This window comes from Nocardia sp. NPDC050435, from assembly GCF_040655395.1.
Taxonomy (GTDB): domain Bacteria; phylum Actinomycetota; class Actinomycetes; order Mycobacteriales; family Mycobacteriaceae; genus Nocardia.
In genome coordinates this window covers 447,892-472,529 of record NZ_JBFAJW010000001.1, presented here as the reverse complement: position 1 = coordinate 472,529, position 24,638 = coordinate 447,892, and the positions used below count along the sequence as shown (strand labels likewise).

25 protein-coding genes are annotated in these 24,638 nt (G+C 71.3%); 13 read left to right on the top strand and 12 right to left on the bottom strand.

The window, feature by feature from the left end:
• Positions 1 to 20 precede the first annotated feature (20 nt).
• Positions 21 to 329: a hypothetical protein gene (locus AB0I43_RS02395; RefSeq protein WP_356972635.1), complete on the top strand. Its 309-nt coding sequence runs from the start codon at positions 21 to 23 to the stop codon at positions 327 to 329.
• On the opposite strand, the gene AB0I43_RS02390 is transcribed toward AB0I43_RS02395, so the two are convergent.
• Both AB0I43_RS02390 and AB0I43_RS02385 read right to left on the bottom strand, forming a co-directional pair.
• On the bottom strand, positions 310 to 1,656 hold the full coding sequence (locus tag AB0I43_RS02390; protein ID WP_356972634.1) for a lipase family protein: 1,347 nt from the start codon (positions 1,654 to 1,656) through the stop codon (positions 310 to 312). The genes AB0I43_RS02395 and AB0I43_RS02390 overlap by 20 nt on opposite strands.
• Before the next feature lie 25 nt (positions 1,657 to 1,681).
• Positions 1,682 to 2,974, bottom strand: coding sequence for a hypothetical protein (locus AB0I43_RS02385; protein ID WP_357431083.1), 1,293 nt, complete (start codon positions 2,972 to 2,974; stop codon positions 1,682 to 1,684).
• Positions 2,975 to 3,189: 215 nt separating this feature from the next.
• Between AB0I43_RS02385 and AB0I43_RS02380 the strand changes: the two genes are divergently transcribed.
• From AB0I43_RS02380 to AB0I43_RS02370, 3 genes are read left to right on the top strand one after another with little or no spacing between them, the layout of a single operon-like run.
• Entirely contained in the window at positions 3,190 to 3,507 is a 318-nt protein-coding gene (locus AB0I43_RS02380) for a trypco2 family protein (RefSeq protein WP_356972632.1), read from the top strand.
• A gap of 22 nt (positions 3,508 to 3,529) precedes the next feature.
• Positions 3,530 to 4,450 carry a trypsin-like peptidase domain-containing protein gene (locus AB0I43_RS02375; protein ID WP_357431081.1) on the top strand — a complete coding sequence of 307 codons (921 nt, stop codon included), beginning with the start codon at positions 3,530 to 3,532 and terminating at the stop codon, positions 4,448 to 4,450.
• 29 nt (positions 4,451 to 4,479) lie between these two features.
• Positions 4,480 to 6,465, top strand: coding sequence for a tetratricopeptide repeat protein (locus AB0I43_RS02370; protein ID WP_357431079.1), 1,986 nt, complete (start codon positions 4,480 to 4,482; stop codon positions 6,463 to 6,465).
• A gap of 323 nt (positions 6,466 to 6,788) precedes the next feature.
• Here the strand turns inward: AB0I43_RS02370 and AB0I43_RS02365 are convergent, their stop codons facing one another.
• Positions 6,789 to 7,823, bottom strand: coding sequence for an AraC family transcriptional regulator ligand-binding domain-containing protein (locus tag AB0I43_RS02365; protein ID WP_357431077.1), 1,035 nt, complete (start codon positions 7,821 to 7,823; stop codon positions 6,789 to 6,791).
• A 71-nt stretch (positions 7,824 to 7,894) separates the two neighbouring features.
• Here AB0I43_RS02365 and AB0I43_RS02360 point away from each other — a divergent pair, with 71 nt between their 5' ends.
• On the top strand, positions 7,895 to 9,361 hold the full coding sequence (locus tag AB0I43_RS02360; RefSeq protein ID WP_357431075.1) for an NAD(P)/FAD-dependent oxidoreductase: 1,467 nt from the start codon (positions 7,895 to 7,897) through the stop codon (positions 9,359 to 9,361).
• Between the two features lie 109 nt (positions 9,362 to 9,470).
• Complete coding sequence (locus AB0I43_RS02355; RefSeq protein ID WP_357431073.1) at positions 9,471 to 11,402, top strand: ATP-binding protein; 1,932 nt, start codon at positions 9,471 to 9,473, stop codon at positions 11,400 to 11,402.
• An 82-nt stretch (positions 11,403 to 11,484) separates the two neighbouring features.
• On the opposite strand, the gene AB0I43_RS02350 is transcribed toward AB0I43_RS02355, so the two are convergent.
• From AB0I43_RS02350 to AB0I43_RS02340, 3 genes are all read right to left on the bottom strand, one after another.
• Positions 11,485 to 11,853 carry a hypothetical protein gene (locus AB0I43_RS02350; RefSeq protein ID WP_356972625.1) on the bottom strand — a complete coding sequence of 123 codons (369 nt, stop codon included), beginning with the start codon at positions 11,851 to 11,853 and terminating at the stop codon, positions 11,485 to 11,487.
• A complete protein-coding gene (locus AB0I43_RS02345) occupies positions 11,843 to 12,151 on the bottom strand; it encodes a hypothetical protein (protein ID WP_356972623.1) in 309 nt (102 codons plus the stop codon). The genes AB0I43_RS02350 and AB0I43_RS02345 overlap by 11 nt, the downstream gene beginning before the upstream one ends.
• 63 nt (positions 12,152 to 12,214) lie before the next feature.
• Positions 12,215 to 12,952: a type 1 glutamine amidotransferase domain-containing protein gene (locus AB0I43_RS02340; RefSeq protein WP_357431071.1), complete on the bottom strand. Its 738-nt coding sequence runs from the start codon at positions 12,950 to 12,952 to the stop codon at positions 12,215 to 12,217.
• 101 nt (positions 12,953 to 13,053) lie between these two features.
• On the opposite strand from AB0I43_RS02340, the gene AB0I43_RS02335 reads away from it, so the two are divergent.
• Both AB0I43_RS02335 and AB0I43_RS02330 read left to right on the top strand, forming a co-directional pair.
• On the top strand, positions 13,054 to 13,509 hold the full coding sequence (locus AB0I43_RS02335; RefSeq protein ID WP_357431069.1) for a flavodoxin domain-containing protein: 456 nt from the start codon (positions 13,054 to 13,056) through the stop codon (positions 13,507 to 13,509).
• Positions 13,510 to 13,526: 17 nt separating this feature from the next.
• Complete coding sequence (locus tag AB0I43_RS02330; RefSeq protein ID WP_357431067.1) at positions 13,527 to 14,408, top strand: SMP-30/gluconolactonase/LRE family protein; 882 nt, start codon at positions 13,527 to 13,529, stop codon at positions 14,406 to 14,408.
• A gap of 10 nt (positions 14,409 to 14,418) precedes the next feature.
• On the opposite strand, the gene AB0I43_RS02325 is transcribed toward AB0I43_RS02330, so the two are convergent.
• Together AB0I43_RS02325 and AB0I43_RS02320 are read right to left on the bottom strand one after the other, a co-directional pair.
• A complete protein-coding gene (locus tag AB0I43_RS02325; protein ID WP_357431065.1) occupies positions 14,419 to 14,715 on the bottom strand; it encodes an SHOCT domain-containing protein in 297 nt (98 codons plus the stop codon).
• A 13-nt stretch (positions 14,716 to 14,728) separates the two neighbouring features.
• Positions 14,729 to 15,151 carry a DUF6325 family protein gene (locus AB0I43_RS02320; RefSeq protein ID WP_356972618.1) on the bottom strand — a complete coding sequence of 141 codons (423 nt, stop codon included), beginning with the start codon at positions 15,149 to 15,151 and terminating at the stop codon, positions 14,729 to 14,731.
• Between the two features lie 124 nt (positions 15,152 to 15,275).
• Between AB0I43_RS02320 and AB0I43_RS02315 the strand changes: the two genes are divergently transcribed.
• On the top strand, positions 15,276 to 15,935 hold the full coding sequence (locus AB0I43_RS02315) for a GAP family protein (protein ID WP_357431063.1): 660 nt from the start codon (positions 15,276 to 15,278) through the stop codon (positions 15,933 to 15,935).
• Positions 15,936 to 15,952: 17 nt separating this feature from the next.
• Positions 15,953 to 17,653: a SulP family inorganic anion transporter gene (locus AB0I43_RS02310; RefSeq protein WP_357431061.1), complete on the top strand. Its 1,701-nt coding sequence runs from the start codon at positions 15,953 to 15,955 to the stop codon at positions 17,651 to 17,653.
• Positions 17,654 to 17,668: 15 nt separating this feature from the next.
• On the opposite strand, the gene AB0I43_RS02305 is transcribed toward AB0I43_RS02310, so the two are convergent.
• Both AB0I43_RS02305 and AB0I43_RS02300 read right to left on the bottom strand, forming a co-directional pair.
• Complete coding sequence (locus AB0I43_RS02305; protein ID WP_356972614.1) at positions 17,669 to 17,920, bottom strand: hypothetical protein; 252 nt, start codon at positions 17,918 to 17,920, stop codon at positions 17,669 to 17,671.
• The gene (locus tag AB0I43_RS02300) at positions 17,917 to 19,026 is read right to left on the bottom strand and encodes an AI-2E family transporter (RefSeq protein WP_357431168.1); all 1,110 of its coding nucleotides are present in this window, start codon (positions 19,024 to 19,026) and stop codon (positions 17,917 to 17,919) included. Before AB0I43_RS02300 ends, AB0I43_RS02305 begins: the two co-directional genes overlap by 4 nt.
• Before the next feature lie 204 nt (positions 19,027 to 19,230).
• On the opposite strand from AB0I43_RS02300, the gene AB0I43_RS02295 reads away from it, so the two are divergent.
• Together AB0I43_RS02295 and AB0I43_RS02290 are read left to right on the top strand one after the other, a co-directional pair.
• Complete coding sequence (locus tag AB0I43_RS02295; RefSeq protein ID WP_357431059.1) at positions 19,231 to 21,837, top strand: LuxR C-terminal-related transcriptional regulator; 2,607 nt, start codon at positions 19,231 to 19,233, stop codon at positions 21,835 to 21,837.
• A 68-nt stretch (positions 21,838 to 21,905) separates the two neighbouring features.
• A complete protein-coding gene (locus AB0I43_RS02290) occupies positions 21,906 to 22,112 on the top strand; it encodes a hypothetical protein (RefSeq protein WP_356972612.1) in 207 nt (68 codons plus the stop codon).
• 12 nt (positions 22,113 to 22,124) lie between these two features.
• Here AB0I43_RS02290 and AB0I43_RS02285 read toward each other — a convergent pair whose 3' ends face one another.
• On the bottom strand, positions 22,125 to 22,532 hold the full coding sequence (locus tag AB0I43_RS02285; RefSeq protein ID WP_357431057.1) for a hypothetical protein: 408 nt from the start codon (positions 22,530 to 22,532) through the stop codon (positions 22,125 to 22,127).
• A 220-nt stretch (positions 22,533 to 22,752) separates the two neighbouring features.
• Between AB0I43_RS02285 and AB0I43_RS02280 the strand changes: the two genes are divergently transcribed.
• Entirely contained in the window at positions 22,753 to 23,796 is a 1,044-nt protein-coding gene (locus tag AB0I43_RS02280; protein WP_357431055.1) for a hypothetical protein, read from the top strand.
• Here AB0I43_RS02280 and AB0I43_RS02275 read toward each other — a convergent pair.
• Positions 23,785 to 24,600, bottom strand: a complete 816-nt coding sequence (locus tag AB0I43_RS02275) for a hypothetical protein (RefSeq protein WP_357431166.1) — start codon at positions 24,598 to 24,600, stop codon at positions 23,785 to 23,787. The genes AB0I43_RS02280 and AB0I43_RS02275 overlap by 12 nt on opposite strands.
• Positions 24,601 to 24,638: the final 38 nt, after the last annotated feature.

Here is a 24,638-nt window from a genome sequence, read left to right as displayed (position 1 = left end):
ACGATAGGGGACGTGGAGCGATGAGCGATGGCGGTTTGGTAGCGGGTAACACGGTGATCGTCGCGGCCCTCGCCGCTCCCCCGCCCGAGGGCCGGGACATGTGCTGGGAACTCGCCGTGCGCTACCTGCCCAGCATCGACACCCCGGCCATCGGCGCCTGGCTGAGCCGGCATCCGCGGGGCGTCGTCGTCGCCCCGCGTCCGGACTGCTCCCCCGTGCTGCTGACGGCCGTCCATCGCGAATTGTCGGTCCCCCCGGGCGAATACGCGCTGTTCTGCGCGGCGCTCAACCCGGGCGCCCCCTGGACGGCTAGTCGAAATTCCGGCTGAGCCAGTCGACCGTCTGCATCCCGAACAGATCCGCGCCCCACTGGTAGAGATCGGTGAGCGCGGTGATCATGCTGCAGTCGCTGGGCGCGTAGGTGACGTCGGTGCCCGCGGCGGCCCACCGATCGGCCAGGTCGCGGGAGTCCGCGGCGGGCACCAGCGACATGGGCGAATCGTCCCGGGCGCAGGAGGTGATGAGCACCTTCGCCCGCGGCGCGGGGCCGGCGCCGAGCACGTTGTCGTCGAAGGCGTGCTGGAACGTCGGCTGGTCGACCGGTGCGATGCCGTTGGCGAACAGCGCGGCCAGCGGCACGAACGGCAAGCTGAAGTACGCCGGCGTCTGGCACTGGGTGCGATAGATGTTCGCCAGGCCCTGCCCGGCCGGGGTGAGCACCGAATCGACGCGCATTTCCGGATACCACGGCTCCAGCCCGAGCAGCGTCGCGAAGGCGAAACCCGAGCCCACCGAGCCGTCGGCGACCCGCAGGAAATTGCGCGGCACCACCACCATGCCCTCCAGCACAACGGATTTCACGTTCAGCTCGGGGGCATACTCGGCCGCCTTCTCGGCCGCGAACCCCGCCCCCACCCCGCCGCCCGCGATGCCGAAGATCGCGATCTGCGTGTCCGGACCGAGTTCCGCTTCGGGCAGCGACACCGCCGCGCGGGCGCCGTCGAGCAGCGTGTGGGCGGCGAACTTGCCCGCGAACACGCCGTGCGGTGTCGGATCGGCGTCATTGCCCACATCCGAGATCATGACCGCGTAGCCCTTGCCGAACAGCAGCGCCAGCGGGCCGAGCGCCGACCACGCCGCGCCGTCGAGCGGTGCGCCGCCGGTCCACTGCGTGCTGGGATGGCAATGCGCGCCGACGCTGTCGTTGGCTTCCTGATACGCGACGAGTTTGCGTTCCGCGGGCGGTGTCCCGTCCCGCGGGATCATCAGAATTCCGGTGGAGATCACCGGCGTCACCCCGTCCAGGCCCGTGGTGACGTACATGAGTTTGAAGGCCGTGAGGTTCGCGGGCTGAAATCCGGTGAACAGCACCTGGACCGGTTTCGCCTTGAGGATCGTCCCCGGCGTCGCGTCCGCGGGCAGCGGCGGTTCGGCGTAGAACGGGTCGGTGGCGGTCAGGGCCTCGAAGATCGTCTCGGGCGCGGCGATACTGCCCTCGCGCAGCGTCCCGACGACGTACCCGTTGAACACCTCCGACAGTGGTGGCGGCGGGGGCGACGGCTCGGCGGGAATCGCGCCGGCGTGCGGCGCCGCGGTGCCCAGCAGGACGGCGGCGACGGATAAACCGGCGGCCAGCAGAGCGCGGGGAGAAGCCATGCGATAGTTCGCCTTTCGGACGAGGTCAGCGGACGGCGGCGGGCACCGGGCCGGGCGGATCGAGGACGGTCACCGACAATCCCTGCGCCAGCGACAGGAAGAACGAGGGCAGGGTGAACAACGGCCGATGCTGCTGAATCTGGATCTCGTAGGGCGTGCGGAAGAGCGCTTCCAATTCCGGCCAATGGTTTTCGACCTGATCGCGATACTTGGGCAGCAGCTCGGAGGTGATGTAGTGCCAGCGCGAATCCAGGACCGAGAAGTTCCAGTCCGGCAGCGGCAGGGTGAGGATCGCCTGCCTGCCGTCGGCCAGGGTGACCTCGCGGCGCACCTGATCGAACAGCCGGGGCGGGACGACGCCCGCCACCGAGGGCGTGCCCGCCAGGGTCGACAGGTAGGTGACCGCATAGCCGATGTCGCCCTTGTAGTTCCGTACCTCGTCCCACTGGGCGCCGATCGCGGTGGCCTGCTCCCGGCGCAGCAGCACCGCGTTGCCGTCGGCGACACGGTCGTGATCGCCCGAGGCGATGCCCACCCAGGCGCGATAGATCGTGTCGTCGAACAGACCGGCGGCCCGGAATTCCGCCAGCGCCGGCAGGCCGCCGGTGACGTAGGCGTCGTGCATGGGCATCAGATCGGTGAAGATGTTCTTCTGCATCACCATGATCATGCCCAGGATCCACTGGTTGTCCTCGGGCGTGAGGGTGCGCGTGGCGCGCATGAGCGCGGCCAGCCCTTCGGGGAGCAGCGAAATCGCCTCGGGCCCCGCCGCATCGGTGAGCGCGACCTCGAATTGCTGGATCGCGGGGGCGAGCCCGGGCGCGGCGAAGACATTGTTCAGGAACTGGAAATCGAGCAGGCCGCCGGCGAAATCGGCGCCGACCGCGCCGCCCATTCCCGCCCACTGCAATTCCCGGTGCTCCACTTGCAGACGCTCGTAATAGGCGTAGGCCTTGGCGAGGTTCTGCCGGTTCGGATCCGGGCCGGTGCGCGGATCCCAGCTCGCGAGATCGATTCCCGCCTTGTCGCACAGGTCGACCAGCCAATACTGCAGCAGCAGCGCCGCATACCGCGGTGGCGCGATATCGGCCGCGCGGGCCTCGTTCAGCAACTCCCCCAGGTACGCGGCGTCGTAGGGCAGCACCGGATTGATGCCGCCCGGCCCAAAGGAGGCGTCACGATTGAGCAGCGGCAGATCCAGATAGTCACCCAGCGGCACCTCGGCGTGAGCGACCACTGGCACAGCGGGCGCGAGCAGAACGGCGAATACGGCTGCCGCCGAGAGGGTTCCGGATCGCAAGCGGGCGAATCGGGACACAGAACTCCTTTGTCGGACGGCGACCTCGCGGTAATAGCACGGAACTATAAATGCAGGTGTCGCTCGAACAAGGGAGGTTGTCCGGCGTCGTGTCGGTCCGCCACGCTGTGCCGCACCGGCCATTCGGGCCGGCCGCGCCGAAAACCGGATGCTGGGCGGCGTGGATCTGGCACTATTCGGTGAGGCGGCACTGTGGATAGCAGGGGGAGGCTGAGGTGACCGAGAAAGAAGCGGCCGCGCCCATCGAGCTCGCGGAGTTCGTCGCGGGCCTGCGCGCGGAACTGCGCGCCGCCCAAGCCGTTCGGGATCCGGGCCTGCGGTTCGCCGTCGGGCCGGTCTCCGTCGAGTTCTCCGTGGCCACGGTCCGGGAGGGCGGGCCCGAGGCCAAGCTCCGGTTCTGGGTCGTCGAAGCCGGCGGGTCGGCGCGCTGGTCCCGCGAGGCCGTGCAGAAGGTGACGCTGACGCTGACGCCGGTGGACGAACACGGCGCGCCGGTCCACATCCGCGACCAGGTCGCGGCACCGCCCGCCTAGCTGTCACGCGAAGGGCCGCAGCGTGGATACCGCGCGAGTGATGGAGCTCTACACGCCGTCGTCGGATCGGGGCGGAAGTCTCGGGTCGGGCTATCGGGTCGGCCCCGCGCTGGTGCTGACCGCCGCCCACGTGGTCACCGGGCTGCCGACCTGGCCCGCCGGTGACCCCGTCCCGGGCGAGGTCGGCACGGCCGGCGTGTGCTGGGCCCGGCCGCTGGGTCTGCCGGACTGGACCCCCGCGGTGGTCGTATGGCGCGACGACGACTCCGACGCCGCCGTGCTGCGCCTCGGCCCCGCCGCACCCGCGCTGCCGCCCGACAGTCCGGCGCCACGCTGGGGGCGCGTGGAGGGCAACCAGCCGATCGCCGTCACCGCCGTCGGTTTCCCGGTCGCGCTCGAGCGGCCGGACCGGATCCGCGACACCGAGCAGCTCTTCGGTTTCCTGGCACCGGCCGCCATGGCCAAGTCGGGGCTGTGGGCGGTCACCGTCTCGACCGCCGCTCCGGCCGCGCGCGGTGGCGGTTCGCCGTGGTCGGGCATGTCCGGCGCCGCGCTGTTCGCCGGGCCGTTCCTGGTCGGCGTGATCGTCGTGCATCCGGCGCACTTCGGCACCGATCGGGTGGTGGCGGTTCCGCTCGCCGGCCTGCTCACCGATCCCGCACTGGCCGAGCTGCTTCCGGCCGCGCGCACGATCCGTGCCGTCCGCCCGGCCCCCACCGCGCTCGCACCGGAGCAGGCCGTCGTGGATACGCTCCTGCTGCCGCCCGATCTGGTCGACCGGAGCACCGAGCTCGGCCAGCTCCGGGCCTCGGCCCGGCAAGCCGGTCCGGGCGGCCGCTCGGTGGTGCTCCTCACCCTGCACGGCATGGGCGGCGCCGGGAAAACCGCCCTGCCCGGCAGCTGGCCGCCGAGATGTCCCCCGAATTCTGCGATATTCGGCTAGAAACGGACCTGTACGGATTCACGCCGGGAATGGCGGCCCGCCCACCCGCCGAGGTGCTGGAGGAGTTGCTCGTTTCCGCCGGCATCGCCGCCGCCGATGTTCCGCCCACTGCCGAAAGACGGTCCGCTCTATGGCGCTCTCATCTGTCCGCCCGCCGCGTGCTGCTGGTGCTGGACAACGCCCGCGACGCCGAGCAGGTGCGCCCGATCCTGCCGGGCAGCGGTCCCGGCCGCTGCCTGGTGCTGGTGACCAGCCGCCGGCGGCTGGCCGAACTGGAGGCGACGGCCATCGTGGAAGTTAAGGTACTCGACCCCGCCGACGCGGTGGACCTGCTGATCCAGGCCAGCCGGCAGGACCCGGACCGATTCGCCGGCGCCCGAGCCGAATTGGCGACCGTGGCGGCCCTGTGCGGTTTCCTGCCGCTCGCGCTGCGCGCCGTCGCCGGCCTGCTGGCCCACATGACGCCCGGCGAGCTGGCCGAGGTCATGCGTTCGGCGCGGTATCCGCTGCAACACCTCGCCCAGGCCGACCGGGCGGCCGCCGCGGCCTACCGCGTCTCCTCCGACGCCCTCGACGACTCCCTGCGAGATCTGTTGCGCGCCTGTGCTTCCCATCCCGGCCCCGATTTCGATGCCGATTCGGTGGCCGCGCTCACCGGGCGCCCGCGCCCGCTGGTCGCCGTCCAGCTCGCCGAGCTGGCCGACAGCAACATGCTGCTCGGCCTGCCGCTGGGGCGCTACGGGTTCCACAGCCTGTTCCTCGGTTACGCCCGCCGCGACGCCACCGACCACCAGGACGCCGATCTGCTGCGGGCCGGCCTGGATCGACTGTGCACCGGCCTGCTGAACCGGATGGATGTGGCGGCCGGCCTGATCTACACCGACAGCCAGTACCTGCGCCGATCGTCCACCGCGGAATACGGTTTCACCGACCGCGAGCAGGCACAGACCTGGATGGGCGCGGCCGCCGACGAGCTGGTGACGACGGCACAGGCGGCTCTGGCGGCCGAGCTGCCCCAGGCGCCCGGCTTCGCGCTGCGGCTCGGCTACTGGCTGCACGCCGCCGGAAAGTCGGATCAGCCGATCGCGCTGTACGAGGCGGTGCGCGCGGCGGCCCACGCGGCCGGGGACCACACCGGCGAGGCGGACGCCCTGTCCGGACTGGGACTTGTCACTTACGCGCACGGCGAATTCGGCCGCGCGGCCGAGGCGTACCAGGCGGCGCGCGCGCTCTACGAGCAGGTGGGCAATCACCGCGCGCAAGCCGAAACCGTCCGGGGCCTGGCCGATGTCGGCCGGGTGCTGGGCTCGTATCGCGACGCGCAGGACAACTACCAGCGGGCCCTCGACCTGTACGAGACGGCCGAGGACGCCCGCGGCCAAGCCGATTCGCTCAAGGGCCTGGGCGATGTGGCCTTCGCGCGCGGTGACGGCCCGCGGGCCCGCGCCGCCTATCAGCGCGCCGCCGACCTGTGCGCCCGGATCGGCTACCGCAACGGCCAGGCGGACGCGCTCACCGGCCTGGGCGACAGCGCGATGCTCGACGGCGACCCGGCGACCGCCGAATCCGCCTTCCGGCAGTCGCACGACATCTACCTCGCCACCGGGAACGTGCACGGCCTCGCCTACGCCTACAAGGGGCTGGGCGATGCCACCCGAACGCTCGGCGACCTCGCGAACGCCCTGGCGTGGTATCGGCAGGCCGACGAGCTGTACCAGCGGATCGGATTTCCGGCCACCCACGCGGACGTGCTGCGCGGCACCGGCGACGCGGCCCGGGCCCAGGGCGACACCGACCGGGCCGCCGCCCTGTACCAGCGGGCCTACGATCTTTCGGCCGGCGTGCGTTACCTCGGCGGCCAGGCCGACGCGCTCAAAGCCCTCGGCGACCTGGCCCGCGAGGCGTCGGACACCCCGCGGGCCCGCGCCTGCTACCGGCAGGCGGCCGAACTGTACGACCGGACCGGGAACGCGGCCGGACAGGAGGCGACGCGGCGTCTCCTGAACGACCTGTGAACAAGACTGTCCGACAGCGTGTTACCGGAATCGCGGCTTGTCGTCCTGTCCGTCGTCGCCGGCGTTGGCCGGTTCGTTCCAGTTCTCACCCGCGGCACCGTCGGGACCGGGTGTCAGCATCAACTCATCCATAGTTCACCTCCTTCGCAGGATCGACCTGGCGACGCTGGGTGGTGATCACCGTTCTGCCCGTCGAGGAGATCGTTAGCCGAAGGTTCACCAGCGCGTGATCAATTGATACGCGCAACCCGGAGCTACTTCCCAGATTCTTTCGGCCCCGCGCGCAGGGCCGAAGGTCGGAAAAGGTCCCCGCGACGGCCCGGCTACCCTTCGCCGGGCCGCGGTGCGCGCGGTGCGCGCCCGGTCCAGCGCCGGTGCGCGCGGCTGAAGCCCGCGGCGTCGTGATAGCCCAGCCGGCGGGCGATTTCGGCGAGGGTGAGCTGGTCCAGGGTGAGCAACTCGGCGGCCAGACCGCCGCGCACCTCGTCGAGCAGCTCCTGGAACGACGTCCGCTCGGCGCGCAGATGCCGCCGCAGGGTGCGCTCGTCGAGGTGCAGCCGGGCCGCGACGGCGGCCGCGGTCGGGCCGGTGTCGAGCTCGGCGAGGATCAGCGAACGCACGCGGGCGGCCTGCCCGCGCCGGGCCCGGCGCGTCTCCAGCAACCGTTCGCAATGGGCTTCCAGCGCCTGGGCGGTGGTCGGGTCCGAGTGCGGCAGCGCCTGATCCAGCAGCGCCGCCGCGAACACGATCCGGTGCCGGTCGGCGCCGGTGCGCAGAACCACGCCGGGCAGGCGCTCGCGCAGCAGCCGCGCACGGGCGCCGCGGAATGCGGCCTCGACCCGTACGCCGGGGCGCTCCCCGATCGCCAGCGGGGTCAGCGTCGCGATCTTGGCCAGTTCCCGTTCGACGAAGAACTCGCGCACGTCCGCCGGGATCTCGCCGGCGTCGAACACCACGGCCAGGTCGCTGCCGTCCGGTTCGAGCGTGGGCCGGATGAACGCGAACGACAGCTCCGCGTATCCGACGCCGAGCCGGATCGCTTCGCGCACACTGGCACTGGAGAGCATCGCGTAACCCCACACGCCCAGGGTGCCGACCGTGTAGCGCGTTCCCGCCGTCACCCCCAGGCCTGGCCGGTCGCCGATGCGCCGCAACAGGTTACGCGCGACGGTCAGCTCCTGGCCCGCCTCCACCACGGTGTCGGGCCGCTCCAGGTCCGCCGGCCGTAATCCGGTGCCGGCCAGGCAGGCCGAGGCGGACACCGCGTGCTCGGCGCCGAGCCCGACGAGGATGCGCGCGGCGGCGGGCCCGCGGGGGTGGTCCCAGGCGGGGTGCTGCGGTAACGGGCTGACCTTCATGTCCGGAATTGACAATAGCCGACCCGAAGCGGACATCGCGCCGCCCGCCCGCGCGCTCGTACCGTCGTGCCATGACGAGTAGAGCGGTGTCCGTCGCCATCATCGGCGCCGGCTTCGGCGGACTGGCGGCGGCGATCGAATTGGATCGCCACGGCATCCACGAATACACGGTGTTCGAGCGCGGCGACTCGGTGGGCGGTGTGTGGCGGGCGAACTCGTATCCGGGCGCCGCCTGCGACGTGCCCTCGCCGACCTACTCGTTCTCCTACGCGCTGGAGACCGAATGGTCGCGGCGCTTCGGCACACAGCCCGAGATCCACGCCTATCTGCGGCGCACCGCCGACCGCTACGGCGTGACCCCGCACATCAGGTTCGGGGCCGAGGTCACCGCGGCGGCGTTCGACGCCGAGACGGGCGGCTGGCGCGTCGAACTGGCCGACGGCACCGTGTCACGATTCGATGTGCTGATCTGCGCGACCGGGCAGCTGTCGCGGCCCAAGCTGCCCGACCTCGCGGGCATGGACAGTTTCGCCGGGGCGCAGTTCCATTCGGCCGAGTGGGACCATTCCGTCGACCTCACCGGTAAGCGGGTCGCCGTGGTCGGCAGCGGGGCCAGCGCGGTGCAGATCGTGCCCGCGATCGCCGAGCGGGTCGCCGCGCTGGAGGTGGTGCAGCGATCGGCCTACTGGGTGGGCAACAAGTGGGATCACCGCACCAACCCGGTGGTCCGCCGCCTGCTGCGCCGCGTTCCCGGCCTGGCCCGCTGGCAGCACAACGCGGAATGGCTGTGGTACGAGGCGCGGGCGCCGTTCATCGCGCGCTGGGCCGAACCGGTGCAGATCGGGTTCGAGTGGTGGCTGAAGTTCAAGATCCGCCGCGAGATTCGCGATCCGGAGCTGCGGCGGGCCGTCACACCGGACTACCGGTTCGGCTGCAACCGGGTGCTGCTGTCCAACGCCTGGTATCCGACTCTCGACGCGCCCCACGTCCGGCTGCATCCGCACGGTGTGGCGCGGGTCGACGAGGAGGGACTCGTGCTGTCCGACGGCAGCACCGTCGCCGCCGACGTGATCGTGTGGTGCACCGGGTTCACCGCCAGCGAGTACCTGGCGCCGATCGATGTCACCGGGCGCGACGGCCGAAAACTGCACCAGGAGTGGAAATCCGGGCCCTACGCCCACCTCGGCATCACCGTCTCCGGATACCCCAACATGTTCCTCATGTACGGGCCGAACACCGGCTCGCTGACCAACACCATCACCTTCCTGCTGGAGAAGCAGGCGCGCTACGCCCGCCAGGCGATCCAGCGCCTCGCGCGGCAGGGCGGATGGCTCGACGTGCGCCGCGAAGCACAGGACGCCTACAACACCCGGCTCCAGAACACCCTGCGCACAACGGTCTTCACCACCGGCTGCCCCGGCTGGTACCACACCTCCGACGGCACGGTCACCGCCGTCTGGCCGGGTTCACACGTCGCCTACGCGCGTGCCACCCGCGAGGTCGACTTCGGCGAGTACGAGCACGGCGGGCTGCGTTAGCCGTTCGCGGACTGGGCATTTCACCAATGCCGGGCGCGCGGCTGCTCACCTCCCACAAATCGGGGTGAGAGCGAGCCGGGGCCGCGGCGCCGCGCCCTAGGTTGGGCCGATGTTCACGGCACGGCTCGGCGTTCGGACCAGAATTCTGGCGATCGCGCTGGTACCCAGCCTCACGCTGCTCACGCTCGGCACGGTGACCGCCGGCGATCTGCTGCGCGACAGCTACCGCATCCGGGACTGGGTCGAGGACCTCGACCGGGTCCGTCCGGTCGCGACCGAATTGCTCGCCGCGGTCCAGGACGAGCGGCTGCTCTCGCTGCGCCGGCTGACCGGCGACGCCGAGGTCCCCGAATTGCCCACCGCGCGAGCGCGCGTCGATCGCGGCTTCGACGCGCTCGAACGCGCCGACGCGCTCCGGCACCGGCCGGCGACGGGAATGGCCCAGCAGCGCGCCACGTTCGCGGGCGCGGTCACCTCGATGCGGGCCGCCGTCGACGGCCGCCGGATCGCTCCCGCGGACGCCTATGCCTTCTACAACGCTCCCTACTCGCTGTTCAACGACGGCTTCCGCCGCGCACAGCAGGCCGCGCCCGACCCGATGCTGGCGACCGCCGTCTCCGAGGCGGTCCGGCTGCTCAGCGCCACCGAGGCGATGTCGCGCAGCAACGCCGTGGCGCTCGCGCTGATCGGCTCGGAGGGGCGCGCCTTCGCCGCCGACGAATTCAGCACGCAGGCCGGTTTCTACCGGGCCGAAATCAGGAATCTGGCCACCGAATTCGGGACCCCGCGCAACGGCCCGCTGCTCGAACTCATGACCGGCGCGGCCTGGCGGCAGCTCTCGGAGGTGGAATCGGCCGTCCACGAACGCCTGCACGGCGACCCGGACGCCGCCCTGCCCGTCTCGATCGAGGCGTGGCAGGACACGGCGCGGGAAGTCACCGGCCGCCTGCTGGCGGCCTACAGCGACCAGCACCGGTACGCCGCGGGCAGCGCCGCCGACGCCGCGCGCCGCGCCGAGACCTCGGGCCTGCGCACCGCGATCGTCGTGACCGCGAGCAGCGTGCTGGCCCTGCTGATCGCGGTCTTCCTCGCCGACCGGATCATCCGCCGGTTGCGGCGGCTGCGCGCCGCCACCCTGGTCGTGGCCGATCAGCGCCTGCCCGCGGCGATCCGGCACGCCGAGACCGGCAGTGCCGCCGAACCCGTCGCTCCGGCACCGGAATTCGACGCCGGGCGGGACGAAATCGGCGAAGTGGCCAGGGCTTTCGAGTATGCCGCGACCGTGGCGGTCACCGCCGCGGCCGCCGAGGCCCGCACCCGGGCAGGGGTGCGGGCGGTGTTCGTCACCATCGCGCGCCGCAGCCAGCAGGTCATTCATCGCCAGCTCGACATCCTCGACACCGCCGAACGCGCCAGCGACGACCCCGCACTGCTCGACGTCCTGTTCGAACTCGACCATCTCGCCACCCGGGAGCGGCGCAACGCCGAAAACCTGCTGATCCTGGGCGGCAGCCGACCCGGCCGGCGGTGGCGTCATCCGGTCCCGGTCGTCGACATCGTGCGCAGCGCGGTCGGCGAGACCGCCGATTACCTGCGCGTCCGCGTCGGCCCGATGCCGGAGGTCGCGGTGCGCGGGGCCGTGGTCGCCGACATGATCCACCTCGTCGCCGAACTCCTCGACAACGCGACCGCCTTCTCACCGCCGCCGACCCGGGTCGACGCGGCCGCGAGCCTCGTCACCGGGGGCCTCGCCCTCGACATCCGCGATCAGGGCACCGGTCTGACCGACTCCGACCTCCGGCACTACAACAGCCTCCTGGCCGCCCCACCCGATTTCGGCCCCGGCTCGCTCGCGGCGGACTCCCGCATGGGCCTGTTCGTGGTGGCCCACCTCGCGAACGCGCACGGCGTCACCGTGCGCCTGGCCGAGTCCGAGTACGGCGGCGTGCGCGCCACCGTACTCCTGCCGGCCGCGTTGCTAGACGACCTCCCCGCCCGCACTCCCCCGGCCGACCGGCCCGGCACCGTGGCGCGGGCCTGACCCGAATTACGGTGCGGCCGACTGTGGCTCGCGCTCCGCCGCAACGTCATACGGGTGCGGCGGAGTTGCCCCGACGTCCTCGTCAGGCGGCGTGGCCAGGGCGGGGCGACAGCTGCGAGAGCAAATCCTCCATGGCCTTGCTCGCCAGGGCGCGGACCGTCTCGACCGGAACCATCTCCGGCTGCTGATCGCCGCGCTGGGATTGCCGCCAGGCATCCCGGATCAGGGTGCGCAGGTATTCGCTCTTGCTCAGCCCGAGGTCGCCGGCGAGCATTTCCCAGTGCAGGTTGTCGTCGTCGGAGAGCTTGACCGAGCGCGGCACCAGCCGGTCGGACTTGGCGTCGGGCGCGAGCCCGAACTCGGCCGGGGGGCCGGGCCGCACCTGGGCGCGGCCGACGATGGCGGCCATCTGCTCGGGGCTGACATCCCTCATCTCGCGATCAGTGCTCATTGCGGGCCTCCCATTGTTCGAACTCTGCGACCTGGGCGTCGGTCAGCGGGCGCACGTCGACGACGGTGATATCCGGAGCCAGCACCCGCGTGGTGACCTGTAGCGGCTGCCCGGCCTCGGACCTCATCCACAAATGCATCAGAACCCACCCGGTCGCCGCGTCGTCGCTGCGCGAGATCCAGGCCCGCCGGGTGCCGGCGAGCCACTGATTCATCAGCGCCTCGACCTCCCGTTCGGTGAGGCCGACCCCGGCGTTCTTCATCATTTGCGCCAGTGCCCAGTAGTACACGATCGCCACGGCATCGAGACTACCCAAGACCCTTTCGAGACTACCCCGGATGTCGTCGTGCAGCCACCGAACCTACCCGGCGAGCAGCGACAGAAAGCGCCGCGCGAACAGATAGGCGTCCCCGGGCCAGCGCGCGGACACGTAGTTGCCATCGGTCACCGTGAACGCCGCCCGGTCGTCGGTGGCGCTGCCGCGGCGCAGCAATTCGACCGGGCCGCGCCGGAATTGGGTGTCCGGGTGCACGAGCGCCGCGCGGACTTCGTCTTCGACATAGGCCGGGTAGGTCCGATAGTGCCGGCCCATCCGCCACGCGGTGGCGAAATACGCGGTGCGCTCCATGTATTTGGGCAGGCAGGTGGTGGTGCGGTCGGCCAGCAGGCTGCGGCCGGTGGCGGGGTTCTGCGCGCGAGCGGCCACGAGCACGCCATGGCAGATCGCGCCGACGGGGCGATTCAGCGACCAGAACCGGGCGACCTGCTCGTGCAGCGGCTCCGATCCGAGGTACTGCCGCATCCCGGGGCCGTGCCCGCCGGGCAGCAGCAGTCCGTCGAACTGCTCGACGTCGAGTTCGGCCCAGCCGCGGGTGGCCTGGAAGCCGGCGGATTCGCACAGTTGCGCGTAGTAGGCCCTGGGCTCGGGGGCCGCGCCGAGGATCGCACCGGTCAGCAATCGCGGATCGGCCTGGGCCCGGGTGCCGGACCGCTCGGTCGCGAAGACCACCTCGTGCCCGGCCTGGGTGAGCAGCCGCCAGGGCACCGCGACCTCGGTGACGTCGAAATCCCGGTCCGGAATCGGCAGCAGCACGCGCATGCCGGAATTCTCGCAGACTTCGCGCGCTCCGCTCGGCAAGCAGACCCGGCACGATCCCGAGAATTCAGGTTAGGCTGCCCTTAATAGCGAAGGAGTTGATCATGCGAATCGTCATCCTGTTCGGCACCGAGATGGGCACCTCGGAAGGCGTCGCCGAATGCCTGGCCGGCGAACTGGCCGCCTACCCGGTCTCGGTCCACGACATGTCCGACTTCCGCCCCGCCGACCTGGACGTGCGCGATCTGCACCTCATCGTCTGCTCCACCTACGGCGACGGCGATCTGCCCACCGGCGCGGAGCCGTTCTTCGACCAGCTCGATCGCACCGCCCCCGACCTGACCGGACTGCGCTTCGCCGTCTTCGGCCTCGGCGACAGCGTCTACGGCGACACGTTCAATCGCGGCGGTGAGATCGTTGTCGAGAAGCTCAGCGCCCGGGGCGCACTCCGCGTCGGCGAACACGCCCGTCACGACGCCTCCATGCCCCTCGACGCCAAAGTCCAGGCGCGCGAATGGGCCCGCACCCTTCCCCTCGACATCACCCCGGCGCTGCGCTGAGGATTTAGCATGGCGGCGTGACCAGCGAACCCGAAAACTCCGGCGGCCCCGTCGAAGCGCTCGCGCCCCCGCGCCTGCTGGCCGAGGGCCTGACGATGGTCGAGTCCGGCCGCTGGCACGAGGGCAGGCTCTGGCTCGCGCACTGGGGCAGCGGCGAAGTGCTGGCGATCGATCTCGACGGCCGCACCGAGGTCGTGGCCCCCGGGCCGGACGGCATGGGCTGGTCGATCGACTGGCTGCCCGACGGCGCGCTGCTGGTGTCGGGCCCCGCGCTGACCCGGGTGGATCCGGACGGGTCGGCCGTCGAATACAGCGCGCAGGGCGGCAACGAGCTCGTCGTGCATCCGGCCGGTCATGTCTACGTCAACGGCGCCGATTTCGACTTTCTGGGCGGCGGCGCACCCGAACCCGGCTGGATCCGCCGGATCGAGGCCGACGGCGCCGCGCGCGACGTCGCCGGCGACATCGACTTCCCCAACGGAATGGTGATCACCCCCGACGGCTCCACGCTGGTGATCGCGGAGTCCTTCGCGGGCCGGATGTCGGCCTTCGACATCCAGGCCGACGGCTCGCTGACCGGCCGGCGGGTCTGGGCCGACGGGCTCGGCCCGGACGGCATCAGCGTCGATGCCGGCGGCGGCATCTGGTGCCAGACCGCGGACATGCCCGACCCCGGCGATCCGAGCGTCCCCGCGGGCGTCGTCGTCCGGGTACTCGAGGGCGGCACGATCACCCATCGCGTCGAGACCGAACTCCCCTGCTTCTCTTGCGCGGTCGGCGGACCCGACGGGCAGCATCTGTTCCTGCTGTGCAACGAGTTCGACGGGATCGATCACCTCGAGGCCGTGCTGTCGCGGCGCAGCGCCCGCGTCTACGTCACCGAGCTGCCGCCGCTCTGAACCGAGCGGCTCACCCGAGCAGACGAGCCTTGGCCGCCGCGAACTCGGCGTCGGTGAGCGCGCCGGATTCGTGCAGCCGCCCGAGCTGCTCGAGCCGGCCCACCAGGTCCGCGCCGGGCGGCTCCGCGGCCGGTGGTGGAACGGGTTGCGCGGGAACGGCATACGCCTGCTGTTGCTCGGCCGCGTGCCGCTGACCGCGCCGGTCGACGGCGTTGGCGGTCGCGCGGGCGGTGCCGGTGATGACCGCCGTGCGCGCCACCGCGCCCAGCAGTCCGGGCCTGCCGATTCGTGCTCTGCCGAGAACCATGGGCCGGACCTTTCTAGGAGGCGACCAGGGCCGCGTCGAGGACGTCGCGCGGCACCTGGATGTGCAATTCGACTTCGCCGCCGGCCGCGCGCACCGCCTGGCCCAGCGCGCGGGCCCAGGTCTGCTCGTAGGCGACGACGACCGCCGAGTTCCCCGGACTGAGCGACTCGCGCACCACGTCCAGGTCGCTGTCGCTGATCAGCTCTCGCTGCACGGTCAGCTCCCCGAGCCCGAGCTCGGCGAGCGGCTCGGCGAATTCCCGCTCCGTGAGCCGGCCGTCGCTGTCCTTGGACAGCGACACCAGATCCAGGATGCTGACGTGGCCGTCGTCCACGACCGCCCGCAGCGCCGCGGTGACCGAGGGCGCGAGTTCGGTCCCCGGGAAGGAGAGGACGACCACTTCTACCGGGCCCAGGCCCGCCGCTGATTCCGCCATGCGCCCATGCTGGGCGCGGCGCGGGCCGCATGCCTCATCCGATGCGGGTGAGGTAGGACGGGGCGCGAATCTCATCCGAACCGAGTGAGGAACCGGCCGGCCACACACCCCTAACGTGGACAAAATGGGCTCTGTACTGGGAGAACTCCTGCCGCTGGCGGTCGGTGTCGCGATTTCGCCGATCCCGATCGTCGCGGCGATCCTGATGATCCTCTCGCGCAACGGCTCGGGAGCCGCGATCGGCTTCGCCCTCGGCTGGGTCTTCGGCATCGCGCTGGCCACGACGGTGGTGGTGCTGATCGCCGGCGCCGCCGACGGGTCGGGGTCCCGGGAACCCTCGGCCGCCGTGTCCTGGGTCAAGCTCGCACTGGGCGTGCTGTTGCTGGTGGTCGCGGCGGCGCAGTGGCGACAACGCCGGGACACCGATCCGCCGGGCTGGATGCGCGCCATCGACGAGTTCACCGCCGTCAAGGCCGCCGGGACGGCCGTGGTGCTGGCGGCGGTCAATCCGAAGAACCTGCTGCTGTGCGTGTCCGCCGGGGTGACGATCGGGGCGAGCGATCTCGGCACCGGCGGGCAGGTCGTCGCGGTGCTGGTGTTCACCGCGCTCGCCGCGGCCAGTGTGCTCGGCGTGGTGCTGGGCTATCTGCTGGCCGCGCAGCGCCTGCGCCCGGCCCTGGACAGCGCGCGGGTGTGGTTGCAAGCCAACAATCACGCCGTCATGGCGATCGTGCTGCTGCTCATGGGCGCGGTACTCGTCGGCAAGGGCATCGGCGGTCTCTGACCACGGCGGGAGCACAGATGAGCACGACGAAATGGCCGGTGTTCCAATCACTTCAAGGCTATCGGACGACCTGGCTGCGGGCCGATGTGGTCGCCGGGCTGACGGTGTGGGCGGTGCTGGTGCCCGAAGCGCTGGCCTACGCGAGCATCGCCGGGGTGCCGCCGGTGGTGGGCCTGTACGCGGCGCTGCCCGCGCTGGTGCTCTACGCGCTGGCCGGCAGTTCCCGTCATCTCGTCGTGGGCCCGATGTCGGCGACGGCGGCGCTGTCGGCGGCCATCATCGCTCCGCTGGCGGCCGCCGATTCCGGGCGCTACGTGGCGCTCTCCACGGCGCTGGCGATCGCCACGGGGGTGGTCGGGCTGCTCGCCGGTCTGATCCGCCTGGGGTTCGTCGCGAACTTCATCTCCGAACCGGTGCTCAAAGGCTTCATCGTCGGGCTCGCGCTGACCATCATCATCGGCCAGGTGCCCAAACTGCTCGGCATCGGCAAGCACGAGGGCAACTTCTTCCGGCAAGCCTGGGGCGTGCTCACCCACGTGGGCGAAACACAGTGGCGCACAGTGCTGCTCGGCGCGCTGAGCCTGGCGATCGTCGTCGGGTTGAAACGCTGGCTGCCGCTGGTGCCCGGTTCGCTGCTGGCCGTGCTGCTCGGCATCCTGGCCGTGCAGGCCCTGCGACTGGACGAGCACGGCGTCGACATCGTCGGGCACATCGATGCCGGGCTGCCCGCGCTGGGCCTGCCCGGCGGCGTGAGTTTCACCGACTATCTCGATCTGCTGGGCCCGGCGGTCGGCGTGGCCCTGATCGGTTTCGCGGAGGGGCTCGGCGCGGCGAAAACCTATGCCGCCAAGGCCGGTTACGAGGTCGACGCCGATCGCGAGCTGCTCGGCCTCGGCGCGGCCAATCTCGGCTCGGGCCTGGCCTCGGGCATGGTGGTCAACGGCAGCCTGTCCAAGACCGCCGTGAACGGATCGGCGGGCGCCAAGACCCAGGCGAGCGGGCTGATCGTCGCCGCGCTGACCGTGCTGACACTGCTGCTGCTGACCGGACTGTTCGAGAAATTGCCCGAGGCCACCCTGGCGGGCGTGGTGATCGCGGCCGTGCTCGAACTCGTCGATATCGCCTCGCTGCGCCGGCTGTACCGGGTGTGGACCGAACGCCTGGGCAGCATCTACGGGCGGGCGGCACGCGCGGATTTCACCGCGGCCATCGCCGCCCTGTTCGGCGTCCTGCTCTTCGACACCCTGCCGGGCCTGCTCATCGGCATCGGAATCTCGTTGCTGCTGCTGGTGTATCGCGCCTCCGAGCCGCACGTCACCTCGCTGGTCAAGCAGGGGACGCTGTGGCTGGACGCCGCCCGGCACCCGGATCTCACGGGCCGCCCGGATCTGCTGGTCGTGCGCGTCGAGTCCGGCTTGTTCTTCGCCAACGCCGAGTACGTCCGCGAACGCGTGCAGCGCCTTTGCGGCCCGCGGACCCGCCTGGTGGTGCTGGACGCCGAGACCTCGCCCAGCATCGATGTCACCGCCGCGGCGATGCTCGCCGCATTGCGCGACACCCTCGCCGGGCGCGGCATCGACTTCCGGATCGCCCGCTCGATCGGCCAGTTCGGCGACGAATTGAGCAGCGCCGCCACCGGTTCCGCGCCGATCGCCGTCTATCCGACCGTCACCGCGGCCACCGCCGACCTGCCCGAGCGGGCCGCACCGCCGGACTGAGCCGCGCCTGAACGGTCAGCGCGCCTTGCGTTTACGGGTCATCAGCATTCCGGCGAGCCAGCCGACGGCGAACGTCACCAGCAGCACCAGCCACATCGGCGACCGGATCGTGATGAGCAGGAATTCGATCTCCACCCGGTCGCGGTTCTCCAGGAAGAACAGCACCGCCAGCACGGTCAGGATCAGCGCGACCCACTGATTCAGCGACAGGCGCGACAGCGCCGAGGGTTGTTTGCGCGCGGGGCCGGGATTCGTCGGTGCGGTCATGATGTCTCCTTCGGTCGGGGGATTTCCGGATCCGGTTCACTGTCGGGCGCCGTGCTGATCAGGGCGCTCAACCAGCGGGTCGAGGGGTCGATATCGAGCAGCACCGCTTTGAGCAGCAGGGTCAGCGGCAATGCCAGCAGCGCGCCGAGCGCACCCAGCACCCACGACCAGAAGATCAGGGCCAGGAAGGTGACCGTCACGCTGAGCCCGACCGCGTCGCCCACGAATTTGGGCTGGATCACCGACTGGATGACGAAATTGACCACGCAGTAGAACACGATCACCCAGAGCATCAGGCGCGGGCCGCCGTCCAGCAGCGCCAGCAGCGCCGGCGGCGCGAGCCCGAGCACGAAACCGATGTTCGGAATGAAGTTGGTGATGAACGACAGCACCGCCCACAGCACCGGCAGCGGAACGCCGAACAGCCACAGCCCCACACCGTCGAAGACGCCGACGATCAAACCGAAAACCGTGGAGACGACCAGGTATCGGCGCGTTCCCGCGGCGAAGGCGCCCAGGGCGTAGGCGATGTCGGGCCGCAGCGCCTCGACGATCTCGACCCGGCGCCCGATCGACATCGCGTCGAAGGCCATGAACAGCAGCAGCGCCAGGACGAAGACCAGGTTCGACAGCACCCCGGCCAGTTCCCGCAGCACCGATTGCAGCAGGGTGACCAGCTGGTGGAAATCCAGCCCGCTGAGCATGTCCCGGATCTGCTCGCCGCCGATGCCGAGATCGCCGAGCACCGACCGCGCGCCGTCGAGCAGTTCGTCGAACCGCGACGAGTAGCCGGGCAGCTCGGTCGCCAGCTGGCCGATGGAAACCACCAGGACCGCCAGCAGCCCGAGCACGATCAGATACGCCGCGATCAGCGCGAGCGCCATACCCGCCCAGTTCGGCCAGCCGCGCCGCCGCACCCAGGACTGGACGGGCTGCACGGCCACCGTGAGCATCAGTGCGAGGAACGTCGGCCCGACGATGCCCGAGAACGCCTTCACCCCGGTGATGGCGATGACCGCCGCCGCGACCGCCAGCAGCACGATCAGCCCGCGTGGAATCGACCAGAGCGCGGGGGTTGGTGCTGCCGCGTCGCGTGACACCGCGATGACCTCCTCGAATGCCAGCCGTTCGCTGACCGGCGCGTGCCGGACTGCCGCCCAGTGATCGTCGACCGCCGCCCGGCCGGTCGGACTCACCCGTTCCGGATGAATCACAACAAGATCGTCTCCTTTCCCCGGGGCGGGCCCGCGCGCCACTAGGCTCCTGCAGGCAGAGCGCCATGACCAGCCATTCACTGCTCGGGAGCCTCGATGACCGTTTCGCGCCACTGCCCGGCACCGGGGGCCGCGGGGTTTCCGCGGTTCGCCTTCACCCCCCTGCCCCGGACGGCGCTGCGCGCGCAACTGGACGACCTCGCCGATGCGCCCGGCGGCGCTGTGCTGCTGATTTGCTGTCCGGTCGGCAGCGGGAAGACGGTGCTGCTGAGCGAGTGGGCGCAACACCGCCGGACGCGGGCCCGCTTCCGCCACACCGCGTGGCTGCCGGCCGAGGATCCGGCGGCGAGCACCACGCTGTGGCAGCGGCTGGCGAGCCGGCTCGATCTCACCGTGCCGCCGCAGCCGGCGTTATCCGCCCCGGTGGCCGAGGCCGAGGCCCTCGTCGCGGCGATCGGCCGCCGCCGGGAGCGGCACTTGATCGTCCTCGACGACGCGCACCTGATCACCGACCCGCTCACCCTGGCCGGTCTCGAACATCTGCTGCTGCGTTCGCCGCCGAACCTGCTGATGGTGCTCAGCGGCCGCTTCGAACCACCGCTGCGCTGGCATCTGCTGCACATGAACGCCCGGCTGCAGCGCTGGGGCTCGGACAAGCTCGCCTTCACCCCGGGCGAGGCCGCGCGACTCTGCCGGGAACACGGCTGCGAACTCGGCGCGAGCGAACTCGCGCTGCTGATGGACCTGACGCGCGGCTGGGCCGCCATGCTGCGCATCGCGGCGATCTCGCTGGCCGCCCACGCCGAGGACAGAACGGCGGCCCTCACCGCGCTGGCGCGACTACCGGTGTCGGTGTCGGACTTGCTGGCGGGTGAACTCATCGACGCGCTGACTCCGGAACTACGACTCTTCCTGACCCACACCAGCGTTCCGGTCGATTTCACCGAGCAGCTCGCCGCGGAACTGGCCGGGGGCGACGCCGGGCACTGGTTGCGCGAACTCGAACGGCTGCACTACCCGCTCACCTCGATCTCCCGCAACGGGCGGGTGTGGTACTCCTACCATCCGTTGCCGCGGGCCTACTTCCAGGCCGAACTCAACCGCTACGGCGCTCCCGTCGGTCAGGAGCTGCGGCTGCGCACCGCACGGTATCTGGAGTCGGCCGGGGAACCGGCCGCCGCGCTCCCCCATCTGCTCGCGCTGCCCGAGCAAGGTCCGCTGCTCGATTTTCTGCGCGAGCACGGGCTGAGCCTGACCCTGAGCGGCTTCGGCCCCAAACTCTTCGACGCCCTCGCGTCCTCGCGGCCTCTGTCGGAGGATCCCTACCTGCTGTTGCTACGCATCGTGGACGCGCTGCACCGCTCCGACATCCCCACGGCGCGAGCGTATTTCGACGCGCTGCGGCAGCGACCGGACGCGCAGGACTCGATGCTCGCCGCCCCGGCCCTGACGGCATTGCGCACCGCGGTGGGCTGTGCGCTGGCCACCGCGGGCGGTCTACCGGCACGCGAGATCGGCTCGCCGGAGCCCGTGCCCGCGACCGGTCGCGCCGACCTGGACTGCTACACCGCGATCGAAACCGCCACGGCTCTGCTGGTGCACGGCGATCGAGCCGGCGGCGAGGAGCGCCTGCGGCTGGGCCTGGCGACAGCCGAGGTGCACGACCACCCGCAGCTGCGGCTGCGCGCCCTGGTGCGGCTCGGCATGTCCGCGGGTCTGGGCGGGGCGCTCGGCACCATGCGCCGCCGGGCCGAATACGCGCTCGAGCTGGCTCATGGCCAGCGCCTGACCGCGACCGCGGAGGCGGCCCAGGCCGGTGCGATGGCGGCGTTCGGCGCCTATCTCCAGGGCGAGACCGAGCTCGATCGCCCCGAAGTGCTTCGGGCCGAACGGATCCTGCGCGACGGCTCGATCGGGGTGCCAGGCGGCTGGCACACCCGGGTGATCGCCACCCTGACCCGGTTCGACGACGCCGCGGACAAGATCACCGCGGCCGACCGGCTGCGCGCCGACTACGCCCGGATGCTCGACGGCGACCCGTTCGCCTCGGCCACCGGCGGGCTGCTCCCCTTCGTCGTGTGGGCGCTGCTGCGGGTGCGCGAACCCTACGAGGCCCAGTTGCTCGTCGAGCGCACCCGCACGGTGCTGGGCGAGCACCCCGAGATCCGCCTGGCCCGCGCCGCGCTCGCCGGCGACGCGCGGCGCGCCCGCGCCGTCGCCGAGCTGGTCGAGCCCCTGCTCGACGACGGGCCCGCGCTGCACGAGGTGCACCGCGTCACCGCGTGGTTGCTGCACGCGGGCGCGCAGGTCGACCTCGACAACACCGCCGGCGCCCACGAATCGGTCCAGCACGCGCTGCGCCACGCCGCGCCCGAGCGGATCGTGCGACCGTTCCTCGACGTGCCCGGCGCGATCGCCCTGCTGGACCGATTCGTGGGCAGCTTCGGCCACTGCGACGCCTTCGCCGTCGAGGTGCGCCGGCATCCCTTGGCGCACAACCGGAGTCAGCCCTCGAGCTTGACCGGAACCGAATTGAAGGTGCTGCGCCGGCTGCCCTCGGGCCGGACCAGCCAGGAGATCGCCGACGATCTGGGCATCTCGATCAATACCGTGAAGACCCATCTGCGCGGCATCTACAGCAAGCTCGGCACCGGTTCGCGGACCGAGGCGCTGACCGTGGCCCGGCGCGGCGGCCTGCTCTGATCGCACCCGGCGGAATTCACCCGCCGAGGGTGAGGCCGCCGGACGGTCACCGGCGGCATAGTCGCGAGGTGTCCACCCGCTACCAGTTCGTCGTCGACGGTGAGCTGTCCGAGCGCGCGCTGTCGGCCTTCCCGGATCTGTCCGTCGCGCCCCGCGAGCACGGCACCACGCTGCTGCACGGCACGGTCGCCGACCCCACCGCCATGCGCGGAATCCTCGCGCGCCTGGACAATCTCGGCCTCACGCTGCTGGAGATGCGGCAGCTGCCGGACTGAGCGGGCCCCCGCTCAGTCGGCGGCCGGCCCCCACGTCGAGGCCGCCCAGATCACGACCGCGTCCAGCGCGATGATCAGCACCGCCCACCACGGGTTGTAGGGCAGCGACAGGAAATTGAGCACCATCGACAACGCCGCCAGGCCGATCGCGGTCAACCGTCCCCAGACGGTGCCCATCATCAGGCCCAGCGCGGCGAAGGCGAGCAGCACGCCGACCACGATGTGCACCCAACCCCAGGTGGTCAGGTTCAAGCGGTAGCTGTAGTCGTCTACGGTGGCGAACAGTCCGTCCTCGGAGACCGCCGAAATGCCCTGCAGGATGGACATCAGCGCGACGACCAGCAGCAGTGTTCCGGCAGCGAAACGGATCCCGAAGGCGAATCCCTGACGCACCGGGTGCGAAGTTCCGATCCCGCTCATGGCGGTCCCCTTTCGAGAGATACAGGTATCCGGCACTCTGCTCGACCGCCCCCGGCCGGTGCCTCACCCGTCCCGGATGAGATGCGGCCCGCGCACCGCAGCCTCATCCGCATCGGGTGAGGCGGCAGGCCGCCACTCTGCGGAGGGTGTCGGTATGGCCCAGACATCGGTATCCGAGCGGCACGGGATCTTCGCGATCGTCACCCCGGATTAGCCGGCGATGGCGACGCACTCCGAGGACTCCGGGGCCGGGCGACCGGCGCGGCTCCGGTGGCTGCTCGTGATCGTGCTGCTGGTGCTGCTGGCCGTGCTGGCGGTGGCGTCGGTGCTGGCCCGGTTCGCGCACAGCGAGGTGCTCGACACCGATCGGTATGTCGCGACGGTGGCGCCGCTGGGGTCCGATCCGGTGCTGCGGGACGGGCTCACCGATCGGATCACCACCGCGATCGCCGACCGGCTGGACCTGGAAACCGTGTCCCGCGAGGCGGTTCAGGCGATCGTCGAGGCCGCGCCGCGCGTGCCGCGGGCCGTGGTCGGGTTGTCGCCGGTGTTCGCCGCGCAGGCCGAGGATTTCGTGCGCGACACCACCGCGTCGGTGCTGGCGTCACCGGAGTTCGAAACGCTGTGGACGCAGGTGAACCGGCGCGCGCACAGCGGTGTCGTCGCCGTCCTGGCGGGCGACGCGCCCGCGGCGCTCGGGATGGACGCGCAGGGCACCGTCACGGTGTCGCTGGCGCCGATCATCGACCGGGTGCGCGTGGCGCTGCTGGCGCGCGGATTCACCCTGGCGGAGCGCTTGCCCTCGATCGACGAGCAGTTCACGCTGTTCCGTTCGCCGGAACTGGTCGAGGCGCGGCGGTGGGTCTCGGCGCTGGATCGCGCGGCGCTGCTCTTGCCGTTGGCCGCCCTGCTGGTGGGCGCGGGCGCGGTCTGGGCCGCCCCCGAAGGCGCACGCCGACGGGCGTTTTCGTGGGTCGGCGCGACGGCGGCCGTGGCGATGGCGCTGCTGGCCGTGGCGCTGGGCATCGCCCGATCGGTCTACGTGCGCACGACGCCGGCCGATCTGCTCTCGGCACGGTCCGCGGGGATCGTGCTCGACGCGTTCCTCGCGCCCTTGCGCACCACGCTCTGGGCGGTGTTCGTGCTCGGAGTCGTGATCGCGCTGGCCGGGTACCTGACCGGTTCGTCGCGGTCCGCCGAGGCGATCCGCACCGCCGCCGACCGGATGGCGGCCCGCGTGCGACGCACCGGTTCACCCTCGTAGGAAGACGCCGATCCGGCTTTCGTCCAGCGTCAACGCCGCCACGATCACCGCGGCCCCGACGATCACCAGCGACATCACGAAGAGCCAGCTGACCGAGGTGAACGCGAGCCCCAGGGTGCCGAAGTGCTGCTGGGCGTTGGCCGTGATGCGCGGCAGCGCCACCCGGCCGCCCACGTGCACCGCAGTCAGGCCGACACCGGTGAGCAGGCCGGTGGCCCACACCCGGCGCCCGCGCAGCGCGCCCTTGGTCAGCAGGAACGGGGCCAGCGCCCAGACCGCCGTCCACACCGCGATCTCACCGAGCAGCGACAGCGGCCGCCCGGCATAGCGCACCTGGGCGAGATCGCGGGTCTGCGCGACCAGCGCCACCGCCAGCGCCACGGCCAGCAGCGCCACGAACCAGCGCCAGGCGTCGCGCGGCCCCATCGAGGGCACCTGCCAGACCGCGCCGTAGACCCGGCCCAGCGCCCGCGCGAAGGAGGTGCCGCTGATCAGGACCATCAGCAACCCGACGAATCCGAACGCGGCCACCGACGGATCGCTGGCGTCGGCGGACCCGGCCGACACCTCGCCCACCTCGAATCCGAATTGATCGGTGAAGACCTCGGCCGCACCGTGCCAGCCGCTGAACACCGAGGCAGCGATGATCACCGGCAGCACCGAGGTGAAGATCTGGGCGGCCAGGGCCAGCGCCCGATCGACGATCTGGATCTCGAGCAAGCCCGCCGCCACCCGCCACAGCGTCCGCCCGGCCGGGGTCCGGCGGAATCGCTCGGCCGCTGCCGGCAGCCGCTCCCGAGACATCCACGACACCGGCCCCATACTGGCCGCACCGGTCTCCT

Coding starts and splice junctions, on each gene's coding strand:
- AB0I43_RS02395 (WP_356972635.1), top strand. CDS start 21: ATGAGCGATGGCGGTTTGGTAGCGGGTAACACGGTGATCGTCGCGGCC.
- AB0I43_RS02390 (WP_356972634.1), bottom strand. CDS start 1,656: ATGGCTTCTCCCCGCGCTCTGCTGGCCGCCGGTTTATCCGTCGCCGCC.
- AB0I43_RS02370 (WP_357431079.1), top strand. CDS start 4,480: ATGGCGGCCCGCCCACCCGCCGAGGTGCTGGAGGAGTTGCTCGTTTCC.
- AB0I43_RS02365 (WP_357431077.1), bottom strand. CDS start 7,823: ATGAAGGTCAGCCCGTTACCGCAGCACCCCGCCTGGGACCACCCCCGC.
- AB0I43_RS02360 (WP_357431075.1), top strand. CDS start 7,895: ATGACGAGTAGAGCGGTGTCCGTCGCCATCATCGGCGCCGGCTTCGGC.
- AB0I43_RS02355 (WP_357431073.1), top strand. CDS start 9,471: ATGTTCACGGCACGGCTCGGCGTTCGGACCAGAATTCTGGCGATCGCG.
- AB0I43_RS02350 (WP_356972625.1), bottom strand. CDS start 11,853: ATGAGCACTGATCGCGAGATGAGGGATGTCAGCCCCGAGCAGATGGCC.
- AB0I43_RS02340 (WP_357431071.1), bottom strand. CDS start 12,952: ATGCGCGTGCTGCTGCCGATTCCGGACCGGGATTTCGACGTCACCGAG.
- AB0I43_RS02335 (WP_357431069.1), top strand. CDS start 13,054: ATGCGAATCGTCATCCTGTTCGGCACCGAGATGGGCACCTCGGAAGGC.
- AB0I43_RS02325 (WP_357431065.1), bottom strand. CDS start 14,715: ATGGTTCTCGGCAGAGCACGAATCGGCAGGCCCGGACTGCTGGGCGCG.
- AB0I43_RS02320 (WP_356972618.1), bottom strand. CDS start 15,151: ATGGCGGAATCAGCGGCGGGCCTGGGCCCGGTAGAAGTGGTCGTCCTC.
- AB0I43_RS02315 (WP_357431063.1), top strand. CDS start 15,276: ATGGGCTCTGTACTGGGAGAACTCCTGCCGCTGGCGGTCGGTGTCGCG.
- AB0I43_RS02310 (WP_357431061.1), top strand. CDS start 15,953: ATGAGCACGACGAAATGGCCGGTGTTCCAATCACTTCAAGGCTATCGG.
- AB0I43_RS02305 (WP_356972614.1), bottom strand. CDS start 17,920: ATGACCGCACCGACGAATCCCGGCCCCGCGCGCAAACAACCCTCGGCG.
- AB0I43_RS02295 (WP_357431059.1), top strand. CDS start 19,231: ATGACCGTTTCGCGCCACTGCCCGGCACCGGGGGCCGCGGGGTTTCCG.
- AB0I43_RS02285 (WP_357431057.1), bottom strand. CDS start 22,532: ATGAGCGGGATCGGAACTTCGCACCCGGTGCGTCAGGGATTCGCCTTC.
- AB0I43_RS02280 (WP_357431055.1), top strand. CDS start 22,753: ATGGCGACGCACTCCGAGGACTCCGGGGCCGGGCGACCGGCGCGGCTC.
- AB0I43_RS02275 (WP_357431166.1), bottom strand. CDS start 24,600: ATGTCTCGGGAGCGGCTGCCGGCAGCGGCCGAGCGATTCCGCCGGACC.